The sequence below is a fragment of the Levilactobacillus hammesii DSM 16381 genome, from assembly GCF_001434395.1.
Classification (GTDB): Bacteria; Bacillota; Bacilli; order Lactobacillales; family Lactobacillaceae; genus Levilactobacillus; species Levilactobacillus hammesii.
The window spans coordinates 50,169-63,307 of the sequence record NZ_AZFS01000046.1; the positions used below are offsets into that span (position 1 = coordinate 50,169).

The following is a 13,139-nucleotide window of genomic DNA, read 5'->3' on the forward strand; positions in this document are numbered from 1 at the left end:
ATGGGTGGGGTGACGCTCGGCCGTGCTGGTTTAGGTGTTGGCATTTAGCATTGTGGCCCCAGATGATTGCCTAGGGGCACCCCCGTCGAAACAAAGCAAAATATAAATAAGTTACGCGAAAGGAGCCTCGCGATGCTCAAAGTCTTTAATACCATGACCCGCCAGAAAGAAACGTTCGAACCAATCACTCCCGGAGTGGTTAACATGTACGTCTGTGGCCCAACCGTTTATAACTATATTCATATTGGCAACGCGCGGAGTGCCATTGCCTTTGATACAATCCGGCGGTATTTCGAATACCGCGGCTATCAGGTGAAGTATATTTCTAACTTTACCGATGTCGATGACAAGATGATTAAGCAAGCCAAAAAGTTAGGGATCACCGTTCCTGAATTGGGTGATCGCTTTATCAAAGCCTTCAAGGAGGACACGGCAGCCTTAAACATTGAACCCGCGACCGCTAATCCCCGGGCCACGGAGCATATTCCAGAAATTATTACGTTTGTGCAGGACCTGATTGATAAGGGCTACGCCTATCCAGTTGATGGGGATGTCTATTACCGGGCACACAAGTTTGCCCACTACGGTGAACTGTCCCACCAGAACCTGAACGAGTTGGAAGAAGGGGCTTCCCAGCACACGAATGATGAGGAAACGGCCCGCAAGGAAGATCCCGTTGACTTCGCGCTCTGGAAGGGTGCCAAGCCGGGAGAAATCTCCTGGCCGTCGCCGTGGGGCGCTGGTCGTCCGGGCTGGCACATCGAATGCTCGGTTATGTCGACGCATTATTTGGGCGATACCTTTGATATTCACGGTGGCGGCGAGGATTTGACCTTCCCCCATCATGAAAATGAAATTGCCCAAAGTGAAGCCAAGACCGGCAAAACCTTCGTGCATTACTGGTTACACAACGGTTTCGTCACGGTTGGCGATGAGAACGAAAAGATGAGCAAGTCACTCGGCAACTTTGTCACGGTGCACGACATCTTGAAGACCGTCGACCCACAGACGTTGCGGTTCTTTATGGCCACGACCCAGTATCGTCGGCCAATCCAGTACAGTCAGCGGAATCTGGACACGGCTGAACGGAACTTGGAGCGCCTGCAAACGGCCTACAACAACATGGGGTACCGCTTAAAAGATGCTGAAGCGGGGAATGATCCCAAGGTTGAGCAGGAGACCCGGCAGATCATCGCCGATTATAATGACGCCATGGACGATGATTTTAACGTGCAAAACGGGGTGGCTAAGGTTCATGACTTGGCACGACTCGGCAACGTTTACGCAGAACGGCCGGTGGTCTTCAGTGGGACGCTGGACTTCATTCGGCAAACCTTGGCCGATCTACTGAGCGTCTTCGGCGTAAAGTTAGCCGAGGCCGCAACGTTAGATGATGATCGCATCCAGGCCCTCATCGATGAACGCCTAGCCGCACGGCAGAACCGCAACTTTGAACGCAGTGACGAGATTCGCGAACAATTGAAGAACCAAGGGATTATCTTGGAAGATACGCCCCAAGGGACGCGTTGGAGAAAGGGAAATTAATGACTGAACACACAGAACAAGTCGATTTTCGACAATTAAACGGGGTCGCATTGGCCTACATGGGCGATGCCGCCTACGAAGTAATTATTCGGCAACACTTGATTGCGGAGGGCCTGGCTAAGCCTAACCATCTGCAGAAGAAGGCGACCCATTACGTCTCAGCCAAGGCCCAGGCCGCACTGATTGACTTGATGGAAACCGATGGTATTTTGAGCGACGAGGAATGGACGATGTTTAAGCGCGGACGTAATGCCAAAAGCTATACGCACGCCAAGAACACGGACGTGGTGACCTACCGGATTTCGACCGGATTTGAAGCGCTGATGGGTTACTTAGCCCTCAGTGGCCGTCAAGACCGGGTCAACGCGTTGGGTAAATGGTGCATTGAACAAGTAGAAGCGGGGCGGACTGAAAAATGAGACCAGAACAAGACAATGACGCAGCAAATGACTTTGTGATTGGCCGGCATCCAGCCGTTGCGGCCTTACGGAGTCAGCAAACCATCAACAAGGTATTTCTGCAGAGTGGCCTCAAGGCCGAAGCCATTGATGAAATTCGGCAATTGGCGCAAAAGCGGCACTTGGTGATTTCAGAGGTACCTAAGCAAAAATTAGATCAATTGACGGATCATCAGAATCATCAAGGGGTTGTCCTGGGCGTAGCCGCCTTTGAATATGCCAGTGTCGATGACTTATTTGCCAAGGCCGAGGCTGCCGGCGAAGCCCCATTCTTCCTGATTCTGGATGGCGTTGAAGATCCCCACAACCTGGGGTCGATTCTGCGGACGGCTGATGCAAGTGGCGTTCACGGGATTATCATTCCCAAGCGCCGAGCAGTGGGCTTGACCTCCACGGTTGCCAAAACGTCAACGGGGGCCATTGAAACGGTACCCGTCGCGCGAGTGACAAACCTGGTGAACACGGTTCGTGATTTGAAGGAACGCGGCATGTGGATCTTTGGTACCGACATGGAAGGCACCGACTACCGTGACTGGAACGCGAAGGGCGCCGTTGGTCTGATCATCGGGAATGAAGGCAAGGGTATTTCACGCTTGCTGAAGGAGACCGTTGACGAAATGCTGACGATTCCGATGGTGGGTTCCGTTCAAAGCCTGAACGCCAGTGTGGCCGCCGGACTCTTGATGTACCAAGGCTTCAGCTCACGGCACCCGGTCCAACACTGAACGAAGGGATGAGCGCGGGAAAATGAAAGAAGACATTCTGATTGTCGACGCCTATAACATGATCGGCAACTGGCCCAAGCTCAACCGGCTAAAGCTTAACGATCGGTTACCAGAGGCCAGGGACTTGCTCTTGACCATGTTGGCAAATTATAAAAAGTTGCGTGATGCGTCCATTACGGTGGTCTTTGATGCGATGTACGTGCCCGGTATCTCTAAGAGTTACAAGCAATTTGATCTAGAAGTTGTTTGGACGAACCGTGATGAGACGGCCGACAGTTACATTGAACGGATTGCCAAGGAACGCCAAACACGCTTCACACAGGTGACCGTTGCCACCAGCGACCAAGCGGAACAGTGGACGATCTTTTCCGAAGGAGCGTTGCGGATTCCGGCGGGCGAGTTACTCCGTGATATTGAACGGGCCCAAAACGAGGTCAAACAAACGGCTCGCGAGTTTGCGGACAAGGGCTTAGTGCGCAAATCACCGTGGAATGACCAGCAGTTATTTAAGCTAGAAAAGTTGCGGGACCAAATGATGGCACAACCTAACCGTCAGAAGAAACCGAAACGGTAGGTCACCAAGGTCTTACTATTACTAACGAAAAAATAAGCGGATGAGTCTCACTTTTTTGAAAGATGTGGGCTTAATCAGCGATGAATACCTGAGAGTCAGCTGTCGGTCTGAACGTGGACTGGGAGCTGGCTTTTTTGAGCTATCTCCAAGATCGTTGTCATGCCTAGTGGTTGCAACGATTGGGTTAGCTGGCCGCCTCCCGTTCGCCGAATTTGGTCCGGAACGGAAAATAGTGTGGAAGACGGCGATTAGCTACCTGATGGAACACGTTTCGACTATGTTGTCTGAAGTCGTCCAAGATAGACCGCTTGGAAAATCCCACGGCTGAGCCCAAATTCAGCTTCACTCATGGCTGCGATGATCGTCAGACATCAATGAGCAAGTGTGAAGGTTCGATTAGGGTGATGCCAATATTGCAGTAAGTCCACACCGTTAACCGGAGGCGGCCAGAGATGGAGGCAGCCGTGACGACGGTGTTAGCCGATGATTTTCGGCTTACAGCGTGGGACGTGTTTGGAGACCGGTGAACTTTGCCGGGCTTCAAATCGAGCCGGAGGACCGCTTCTCAGTCCGCAGGCGGTCCCCACAGCAGCCGGAATCTCTGGCAGTCGCAGGTGGCATCGCATCGGTAAGCCACGTAGGACCAACGCCGTAAAGGGGAGCAAACCGTCCAGCTTGCAGATATTTAAAAATAAATCAAATTTAAACGTTCGTTCGCTCGGTTAGCCAGGCAACCTTCCGTAGACTAGAGGTATGCTAAAGGAGGGATTCTCATTGACTAACCTGACAGATGAACAACTGCTCGCCCTGATCCGTGAGTCGCTGGATTCACCGGCGCTACTGGTCTTGTTTGAACGCTACCGTCCTGTTTTATGTAAGATTCAGAGCCGTTACTTCATTCCAGACTTTGATTTGGATGATTGGCGCCAGGAAGCACTACTGGTGTTTTGTCGGGTGGCCCAGCGGTTTGAGGTCGAACGGTCGAAGAGCTTTGGGTCCTTTTACCGCCAAGCCTTGCGTTTTCGGGTGTATGATCTGATTCGACAGGGGCAAACGAAGAAGCGGCTGGCCGGTCAGCAGGCGGTTTCACTGGAAGCTAACCGGACGTTTGTGAGTGAAACGGTTCAAGATATGCGATGGGTCTTACGGGAGAACTTGGAAGTCCAAGACGCAGTCTCCCAGTTGCCCACGCGCCTGTCCAAGATTGAGCATACCGTCTTTGGTGACCTATTGCGTGGCCAGTCATTACAGATGATTAGTCGGGGACGGCGATTGTCCCTGCCGCAAGTGACCAGCGCGGCGTATCGTAGCCAAACAAAGCTACGAGATCTCCTAGCCGAGTGATTGACTGACAGGGAAGACAATGGTAAACTACATCAGTATGAGTTGAACTTGGTTTGATTAAAGGTGGTGGCAAGATGGCTCAAAGGAAAATTGCTCTGGCCTGTTCAGTATGCGGGTCGCGGAACTACACCATCACAGCGAGTGCGACCCGCACCAAGCGACTAGAGGTTATGAAGTTTTGTAAGTTCTGCGGCAAGCACACGTTACATCGTGAGACCCGTTAATTTAAAATGACAAACACACTACAATTTAGGAGGCAACACCATGCGTTTATTCCGTTTCTTTAAGGCGGTCGGACAGGAAATGAAGCAAGTTTCTTGGCCTGGTCCTAAGCAAACGCGGCACGATACTGGTACCGTTATTGGCATTTCCGTTCTCTTCGCAATCTTCTTTGCTGTCGTTGACTGGGTCGTCCAGTACGGCTTAAAGTTCATTGCCTAGGTGAATTGTCAGTGGTCAAACACGGCTAAATATGGTATATTGTTAAGCAACAGGAACTTCGTGTATTGCGAAGTTTTTTTATTTTGGACGAAAAAGACAATTAACTAAAGGAGTGCAACACATGGTTGAGTCAGCTGAAAAGCAATGGTACGTGCTTCATACGTACGCCGGTTACGAAAACAAGGTTATGGCAAACTTGGAATCCCGTGCCGAATCAATGGGGATGCAGGATAACATTTTTAGAGTCGTTGTTCCTGAAGAAGAGGAACACGAAGTCAAGAATGGTAAAGACAAGGTCACGATGGAAAAGACCTTCCCTGGTTACGTTCTGGTTGAAATGGTCATGAGTGACCAAGCTTGGTACATTGTCCGGAACACACCTGGGGTTACCGGGTTCTTGGGTTCCCATGGGCAAGGTAGTAAGCCAACGCCACTGTTGCCTGATGAAGTGGAACGGATCTTGCGTCGTGTTGGGATTTCTGCGCGTCACGCTGATCTGGACGTTGCGGTTGGTGATTCTGTAACCATCGTAGACGGCGCCTTCAGCGGCTTAGTTGGTAAGATTACGGAAGTTGACAATGAAAAGATGAAGTTGAAGGTTAATATCGACATGTTCGGTCGTGAAACCAGTACTGAACTTAACTTCGACCAAGTCGACCCGATCTTAGGCTAAGCACTTCTGGGTGATTTCCAGAAAAGAACTTGTTGCAGTTAGTAAAGTGTGGTATGATTCTCTGGTATGCGTGATGCATATTTTTCAAAGTGGGAGGGGCAAACTAACAGCCCCACTTACCACACACGGACTCAAGGAGGTATTGTCTCGTGGCTAAAAAAGTAGCTAATGTCGTTAAATTACAAATTCCTGCGGGTAAAGCAACCCCAGCTCCCCCAGTTGGACCAGCTTTAGGTCAAGCAGGTATCAACATCATGGGCTTCACTAAGGAATTCAACGCTCGTACCGCTGACCAAGCTGGTATGATCATTCCTGTTGTGATCAGTGTCTATGAAGATCGTTCCTTTGATTTCATCACCAAGACCCCTCCAGCAGCTGTACTGTTGAAGAAGGCTGCTGGTGTTGAAAGTGGTTCCGGCGAACCTAACACGAAGAAGGTTGCTACTGTAACCAAAGATCAAGTTAAGCAAATCGCTGAAACTAAAATGCAAGATCTAAACGCAGCTGATGTTGAAGCAGCTATGCGCATGATTGAAGGTACTGCCCGGAGCATGGGCTTCACGGTCGAAGGTTAAGCTCAGTTTTCGGATAGTCGGACACTTCACGAAAATGAAATGTGTCAAGTGGGAGGTTTATCCGTTACAACCACATTTGCAAGGAGGAATACACAAAATGGCTCACAAACGAGGTAAAAAGTATCAAGACGCTGCCAAAATGGTCGAGGCTGACAAGGTCTACACTATGGGTGACGCTGTTGATTTAGTTAAGAAGATGGATTTCGCTAAGTTCGATGCAACTGTTGAAGTTGCCTTCAAGCTTAACGTTGATACGAAGCAAGCGGACCAACAACTCCGTGGTGCATTAGTATTACCAAATGGTACCGGTAAGGAAACCACGGTAATCGTATTCGCCAAGGGTGACCAAGCTAAGGCTGCTGAAGCAGCTGGTGCTGACGTTGTTGGGGAACAAGACTTAGTAGAACGTATCCAAGACGGCTGGTTAGACTTTGACGTTGCAATCGCAACGCCAGACATGATGGCCCAAGTTGGTCGTTTAGGTCGGGTCTTAGGTCCTAAGGGCTTAATGCCTAACCCTAAGACGGGTACGGTTACGATGAACGTCGAAAAAGCCGTTTCCGATGCTAAGAACGGGCAAGTTACTTACCGGACTGACCGGGATGGTAACGTTGCTGTTCCATTTGGTAAGGTTTCCTTTGATGCTGACAAGCTTGCCGGCAACTTGAAGACCATTGCTGAAACGATTGTTCGCATTCGTCCAGCTGCTGTACGTGGTACTTACGTACAACACGTTTCAATTTCTTCAACGTTCGGCCCTAGCGTCGACGTTGACTTGGCTTCATTATTAGCCTAAGTTAAAACGTGAATTAAAAAAATCCCTAGCAGTGCATTGACAGTGATGTCAAAGTATTGTATGCTATTGAAGTTGTATTTAATAGATCTACCTAAGACTCAGGTGGCCTAATGGTCTTAATTTCCTGCCGAGGCAGAAGTTTACTTAAACTTTTGACTCCTTATGTCTTGGTGGCATAGGGATTTTTTTATCCCACCAAACTTTTCCGGGAGGTGAATTAATTTGAGTGAACAAGCTATTGCTGTTAAAGCAAAAAAGGTTGATGAGGTTGTTGAAAAATTCAACAACGCCGTCAGTGCAATCGTCGTTGACTACCGTGGTTTAACTGTTGAAGAAGCAACTGAATTACGGAAGCAATTGCGTGAAGCCGGCGTTCAAATGAGCGTTATCAAAAACAAGATCTTGGTTCGGGCTGCTGAAAAAGCTGGCTATTCAGATTTAAACGATCTGTTTGCTGGTCCTACTGCCGTTGCTTTCTCTAACGAGGATGCAATTGCCCCAGCTAAGGTTTTGAAGAAATTTGCTGACAGTGTTGACGACCTTGAAATCAAGGGTGGCTTCATCGAAGACAAGATTGTCTCCGTTGACGAAATCAACACTTACGCAACCTTACCTAGTCGTGAAGATCTTCTTTCTATGCTGGCTAATGTCTTACAGGCACCAGTACGGAACGTGGCTTACGCTGTTAAGGCTATTGCTGAAAAGGGTGACGAAGGCGACGCAGCCTAAGTTCCTGATTCAATTTGAAACATAAAAAAATTAAACCCAATTATTGGAGGAAAATAACATGGCTTTTGATAAAGATGCTATCATCGCTTCTCTTAAAGAAGCATCAATTACTGACCTTAACGACTTAGTTAAGGGTATCGAAGACGAATTCGGCGTTTCTGCTGCTGCCCCAGTTGCTGCAGCCGGTGCTGCTGGTGGCGACGCTGCTGCCAAGGATTCATTCGACGTTGAATTAACTGAATCTGGTGACGCTAAGGTTAAGGCTATCAAGGCTGTCCGTGAAATCACTGGTTTAGGTTTGAAGGACGCTAAGGGTCTTGTTGACAACGTACCATCTGTCATCAAGGAAGGCCTTTCTGAAGACGAAGCCAACGAAATCAAGGAAAAGCTTGAAGCCGTTGGTGGTGTGGTTACTCTTAAGTAGTCATCTTCACTTACAAAATGAGAATCGCTGCCTTCGGGTGGCGATTTTTTGTTTACCTGCATACGGGGTTATCGGGAAACTTTTAGGATGGCATTAACCTTCAATGGTATAATGATGCTTAGACTCTCAGCTATGTGGGCTGACAACTTTTCGGGGAGAAGGGGAAATGTTTATGCATAAGGGGATTGTACGCCAGATCTGGTTCTGGGGTGGCTTCATCTTAGGCCTATACATGTTATTGGTGATTTCAAGTATTCCCATGTTGGGCTTGGTTCAGTGGTCGGGGGTCCACGGACTAGCCAATAACGTTGGGATTCGAGTATTGGGCACGCTGGTCATGATTGTACTGAGTGCGCTAGTCGTGTGGTGGATTTATCGGTACCGGACGGATCTGTGGTTGCGGCAGATTGTCACGAAGCAACACGTTGTGTGGTCCGTCGGTGCTGCGGCACTTGGGGCTGTCGGCCTGGTGATCGTGACCGCAACGCTAGGGTTGTCAGATGCCCAGGATCTGCCACCGTTGATTCCGGGAACGTTGGTTAAATTCACGGTTGGTGCATTCACGGTCTTTGTTTTCTCCCTGCTATCCGTGTGGGTCTTGCAGGGGATGCTTCAGGAACGACTCAACCGCTTGCCGGATTTTCCCAAATGGGCGGCGGTGTTGTTACCCATCATCTGCTACATTCTGGTCGCTTGGGGTTCGCTCAGTGATAATCTCTCTTCATTGATTATCGGAGTAGTTGTGGCAGGGATTTACCAGTTAACGCGTGATTGGCAATGCTCCTGGATTGCGATGGCGATCTTAACAGCCGTCAGTTTGGGGCTGCCAGTGATGGGATTAAGTTAATATGTTATCGAGAGGGCGCAAGACGTTACCCTCAAAACGGCTGTTTCAGAATCTTAAAAATTCTGAAACAACCGTTTTTTGCTAGCAGGGTCCACACTTTTTCTGGCATTCCTTAAGGTTTCGGGTTAACTTTGGTAAAAATTGTAGCTTTTACCGCCTAAATTGCGTAAGCTAGGGAAGAATGAACGTGAACGGAGGGAAAACATGGCGGGAACGGTATTGATTGTCGAGGATGACGAGGCCTTGCTGGCGTCATTGACCACGGAATTACAGTTTGAAGATTATACGGTACTGAACGCGACGGATGGTAAGCTGGCTTTGGCGACTTATGAGAGTAACCGGGGGCATTTGGATCTAATCATTTTGGATTGGATGTTGCCGGAGCTGGATGGGCTGGGGGTCCTGCGGCGTATTCGGAAACATGATGATATTCCAGTTATTATGATGACTGCCCGCGACTATGTGGGGGATAAAGTTGCCGGACTGGATACCGGGGCCGATGACTATATCACCAAGCCGTTTGAGATTGAGGAATTACTGGCCCGAATCCGCGTGATTTTGCGGCATCAACATCGGCAGTCGACGGCTGATAGCCAGTTGCATGTGGGCGATATTACCCTGAATACGCGCTCGCGACAGGTCCAGCGGAATGGGAATCTGGTCCAGCTGACGCAGCGGGAATATGAGCTGCTGCTCGTCTTGATGAAAAATGCCGGCCAGACCATGACGCGAGATGAACTGCTGGATGCCGTTTGGGGTGTCGATTTCGAGGGACAACCGAACGTGGTCGACGTTTACGTGCGCTATCTGCGGCATAAATTAGACGAGGACCACGCAGCGGTGCCTTTGATTCACACTGTTCGTAGCGTGGGTTACGTGTTATCCGCAGATTATCGGGGGTAGACCGATGACGAAACGTAAAAAAGTCATGACGACCGCCCAAGACATTCGGCAACGCTTTGTCCGGATGCTGCTGGTGTTAACGGTGGTCATGGGCATCGCGATCGTCGGCACGGTGGGGTACCAACTGGTTAAGCAAAGCGAGCAGTCTTCCGTGGAGCTCTTGGCCAGCCTGAATCGGTCAATTATTGATGACCGTCCCGACTGGAATAGTTGGCGAAAGCACAGTTCAATTAATACTAAAAATACTTACGTCCGGGTGTACAACCGAAAGATTGGTGAAGCGCCGGCCACCTTTTATTCGCCGAACACGCGCCAGTTTTTAAAAGCCAAGCACTATCAAATGCCCATTTTTCAGGCCTTAATGTATACACCGGGCTATGGTTTTACGTATTATCGAAGTGGGACTCGACTGGGTATCGACTCTGAAATTTGGCTTAACCTGTCACCCATTACCACCATTCTGTTGTCGGTGATTGGGGTGGTGGTCGCGATCATGCTCCTGACCATTGCCTTTGGGTGGACCTACATTCGCTTGACGGCTAAACGGATCACGCAGCCCCTGGCCAGCCTGAACGTGGCGGCTCAGGAGCAGGCACAGACCCGTACCATTAAGGCAACTTTGCCGGTGCCAACGCAACCCAGTGAAGTTCATCAATTGGCACGGAGTTTCAATGACCTGTTGACGGCAATTAACGACCATGCCCAGCAGGAACGCGAGTTTATTTCAAATGCGGCTCACGAGTTACGAACGCCGATTGCGGCCATTCGAGGTCACGTTCGGTTGATTCAGCGGCGGGGGCGGGAACATCCTGAGATTATTCCCCGGTCGATTAACTTCATTGACGATGAGTCCACGCGAATGCAAAAGTTGGTTAATAGCCTGCTGACATTGTCGCGTGCCGACCGTGGAGTGCTGGCGCTGGACTACTTTGACGTGGTGGCGGTGGCCAATGAAACCATTGAGGAAGAGCGTGCCGTGCTTAAACAGCCACTGACGCTAGTGGGCGATACGGCCGCGGTGATTCACGGCAATTCCGAAAGTGTGCAGCAGATCTTGACCGCGCTGTTGGACAATGCCGGCAAGTATTCACCTGCCGATCAGCCGATTACCATTCGGATTCAACAGACGACCACGGCCGTCCACATCAGCGTGGCGGATCACGGTTTGGGCATTGCGGATGTCGATAAGGCCCATATCTTCGAGCGTTTTTATCGCGTGGACACGGCCCGGACCCGCCAGATTGGGGGGACTGGTCTGGGGCTGGCCATCGTGGCGCAACTAGTCGCGCTGAACCAGGCCACCATTCACGTCGCGGATAATCAACCGCAGGGCAGTCGGTTTATTTTAACCTTCCCGCAGCCGACTACGGATTCTGATAAACTCTCAGATTAATCACTTTTAGGCACCATTTTAAGAAAAACAACACTTAACTATCATGGGGTTATGCCATTGCCATGATCGTTAAGTGTTTTTTTGTGGTTGTAAGGAGGAAGTCCCATGCAAATCATTTCAATTGTTGTGCCCTGCTATAACGAGCAGGAGAGTATCCCGTTATTTTTTAAACGCGTCGATCAGATCATGACAGACTTTGATCGCCATCGCGAACAGTACCAGTGGGAGTACTGGTTCGTCAATGATGGGTCGACTGATGATTCTTTAAAGCAAATACAGATTCTGCACGCCCAGCATCCCGATAAGGTCCACTACGTGAATTTTTCCCGTAACTTTGGGAAGGAAGCCGCGTTATTGGCGGGGTTAAAGTCGGCGAAGGGGGATGACGTGGCGGTAATGGACGTTGATCTTCAGGATCCACCGGAACTGTTGCCGACGATGATCGAGACCTTGGCGGAGACGGATTATGACGTCATCGGGACGCAACGGTCCGATCGGCAGGGGGAACCGTGGTTACGGTCAAAGCTCTCCTCGGCGTTTTACCACGTGATTAATCACATCTCGCAGGTGCAGATTGTCCCGGGAGCCAGAGACTACCGCTTGATGCGGCGGTCCGTGGTCGATGCGGTGATCGCGATGCCGGAATACAACCGGTTTTCCAAGGGAATCTTCAGCTGGGTGGGCTTTAAAACCAAGTACCTCACCTTTCGTCATCAAGACCGGGTTGCCGGTCACACCCATTGGTCCTTAAAACAGCTACTTTCCTATTCCTTAGAAGGCATCATGGACTACTCGGAGGTGCCACTGTCGATCGCGTCTTGGTTGGGTGGTACGGCGTTTGTCGCAGCAATCATCGGGATGATTTGGATTGTGATTCGGGCATTACTCTTTGGCAATCCAACGGCCGGGTGGCCCTCATTGGTGGCCATTATTCTGATGCTGGGTGGCTTACAGCTACTCTGCCTGGGAATCTTGGGGAAATACATTGGCCGGATCTACCTGGAGACCAAGCATCGGCCGCAATATTTAATTAAAGATAAGAGATAAGGGGATTTTGAGAATGGACACTAGCCAACGGCATCAACAGTTAGCGTTAGGATTTTTAGGACTTTTTGTGGTTTTAGCGATTTTAGTCAAAATACGATTCAGCTCCTTAATGAGCTTAGACCAGCAGTGGTTGGCTGGCTTTCATGCCAGCTCACTGGGGCAGCACGTTCGCGTTTGGGAATGGTTGACCTTATTGGGCAGTCCGCTGGTTACCGGTGGCTTTGCGGTGGTCTTGGCGCTGTTTCTCTGGCGGATTCGACAGCTGGGGTGGGCGGCAACGGTATTCGCCGCGTTGATCAGTGGGGATGGCCTTCTTTTGGTCATCAAAGCCATCGTTGCACGGACACGGCCAGCACAAATGGTCGTGGCCGATACGGGATACAGCTTTCCCAGTGGACACGTCTTTAGCACCGTGTTAGTGGCCTGCATGGTCGCCACACTGCTGCTACGGTTCCTGAAGGCCAACTGGCTTAGCTGGACCTTATTGGCAGTGATCGGTTTGGTGGTCCTGGGCGTAGTTCTGGCGCGGTTAGGGCTGCGCAACCACTATCCCAGCGACGTTGCCGGGAGTCTCTTACTGGCGAGCGGCTGGTGGTTCCAGGTTCTCAGTATCGGCGAACGTTTCCGTGCGCGGCGGACGCTTAGCCTCTCGAAGTGAGGGGGAC

17 protein-coding genes and 1 other annotated feature are annotated in these 13,139 nt (G+C 50.2%); all 17 genes read left to right on the forward strand.

What is annotated here, in order from left to right; all coding sequences use genetic code 11:
* The first annotated feature begins 132 nt into the window (after positions 1–132).
* The 17 genes from cysS to FD28_RS04250 all read left to right on the forward strand — a co-directional run bounded on the left by cysS (position 133) and on the right by FD28_RS04250 (position 13,132).
* The gene (gene cysS, locus FD28_RS04175) at positions 133–1,545 is read left to right on the forward strand and encodes a cysteine--tRNA ligase (protein ID WP_057732899.1); all 1,413 of its coding nucleotides are present in this window, start codon (positions 133–135) and stop codon (positions 1,543–1,545) included.
* A complete protein-coding gene (locus FD28_RS04180; protein WP_057732901.1) occupies positions 1,545–1,964 on the forward strand; it encodes a Mini-ribonuclease 3 in 420 nt (139 codons plus the stop codon). Before cysS ends, FD28_RS04180 begins: the two co-directional genes overlap by 1 nt.
* Positions 1,961–2,728: a 23S rRNA (guanosine(2251)-2'-O)-methyltransferase RlmB gene (gene rlmB / locus FD28_RS04185; protein ID WP_057732904.1), complete on the forward strand. Its 768-nt coding sequence runs from the start codon at positions 1,961–1,963 to the stop codon at positions 2,726–2,728. Before FD28_RS04180 ends, rlmB begins: the two co-directional genes overlap by 4 nt.
* A gap of 22 nt (positions 2,729–2,750) precedes the next feature.
* Complete coding sequence (locus tag FD28_RS04190; RefSeq protein ID WP_057732906.1) at positions 2,751–3,302, forward strand: NYN domain-containing protein; 552 nt, start codon at positions 2,751–2,753, stop codon at positions 3,300–3,302.
* Between the two features lie 774 nt (positions 3,303–4,076).
* Entirely contained in the window at positions 4,077–4,646 is a 570-nt protein-coding gene (locus FD28_RS04195; RefSeq protein ID WP_057732907.1) for a sigma-70 family RNA polymerase sigma factor, read from the forward strand.
* A gap of 74 nt (positions 4,647–4,720) precedes the next feature.
* On the forward strand, positions 4,721–4,870 hold the full coding sequence (gene rpmG / locus FD28_RS13045; protein ID WP_011667355.1) for a 50S ribosomal protein L33: 150 nt from the start codon (positions 4,721–4,723) through the stop codon (positions 4,868–4,870).
* A 40-nt stretch (positions 4,871–4,910) separates the two neighbouring features.
* Positions 4,911–5,087 carry a preprotein translocase subunit SecE gene (gene secE, locus FD28_RS04200; protein ID WP_057732909.1) on the forward strand — a complete coding sequence of 59 codons (177 nt, stop codon included), beginning with the start codon at positions 4,911–4,913 and terminating at the stop codon, positions 5,085–5,087.
* Between the two features lie 121 nt (positions 5,088–5,208).
* A complete protein-coding gene (nusG, locus tag FD28_RS04205) occupies positions 5,209–5,760 on the forward strand; it encodes a transcription termination/antitermination protein NusG (RefSeq protein WP_057732911.1) in 552 nt (183 codons plus the stop codon).
* Positions 5,761–5,909: 149 nt separating this feature from the next.
* Positions 5,910–6,335, forward strand: a complete 426-nt coding sequence (rplK, locus tag FD28_RS04210; RefSeq protein ID WP_057732912.1) for a 50S ribosomal protein L11 — start codon at positions 5,910–5,912, stop codon at positions 6,333–6,335.
* 97 nt (positions 6,336–6,432) lie between these two features.
* Positions 6,433–7,131: a 50S ribosomal protein L1 gene (gene rplA / locus FD28_RS04215; RefSeq protein ID WP_057732914.1), complete on the forward strand. Its 699-nt coding sequence runs from the start codon at positions 6,433–6,435 to the stop codon at positions 7,129–7,131.
* A gap of 72 nt (positions 7,132–7,203) precedes the next feature.
* Positions 7,204–7,328: a sequence feature (ribosomal protein L10 leader region), on the forward strand.
* Positions 7,329–7,353: 25 nt separating this feature from the next.
* Positions 7,354–7,860, forward strand: a complete 507-nt coding sequence (gene rplJ / locus FD28_RS04220) for a 50S ribosomal protein L10 (protein WP_057732916.1) — start codon at positions 7,354–7,356, stop codon at positions 7,858–7,860.
* Between the two features lie 58 nt (positions 7,861–7,918).
* Complete coding sequence (gene rplL, locus FD28_RS04225) at positions 7,919–8,284, forward strand: 50S ribosomal protein L7/L12 (protein WP_057732918.1); 366 nt, start codon at positions 7,919–7,921, stop codon at positions 8,282–8,284.
* A 166-nt stretch (positions 8,285–8,450) separates the two neighbouring features.
* Entirely contained in the window at positions 8,451–9,131 is a 681-nt protein-coding gene (locus FD28_RS04230; protein WP_157059836.1) for a hypothetical protein, read from the forward strand.
* A gap of 204 nt (positions 9,132–9,335) precedes the next feature.
* Complete coding sequence (locus FD28_RS04235; RefSeq protein ID WP_057732922.1) at positions 9,336–10,034, forward strand: response regulator transcription factor; 699 nt, start codon at positions 9,336–9,338, stop codon at positions 10,032–10,034.
* A gap of 4 nt (positions 10,035–10,038) precedes the next feature.
* Entirely contained in the window at positions 10,039–11,427 is a 1,389-nt protein-coding gene (locus FD28_RS04240; protein ID WP_057732924.1) for a sensor histidine kinase, read from the forward strand.
* A gap of 105 nt (positions 11,428–11,532) precedes the next feature.
* The gene (locus FD28_RS04245; protein ID WP_057732926.1) at positions 11,533–12,474 is read left to right on the forward strand and encodes a glycosyltransferase family 2 protein; all 942 of its coding nucleotides are present in this window, start codon (positions 11,533–11,535) and stop codon (positions 12,472–12,474) included.
* A gap of 13 nt (positions 12,475–12,487) precedes the next feature.
* Positions 12,488–13,132 carry a phosphatase PAP2 family protein gene (locus FD28_RS04250; protein WP_057732928.1) on the forward strand — a complete coding sequence of 215 codons (645 nt, stop codon included), beginning with the start codon at positions 12,488–12,490 and terminating at the stop codon, positions 13,130–13,132.
* The last annotated feature ends 7 nt before the right edge of the window (positions 13,133–13,139 follow it).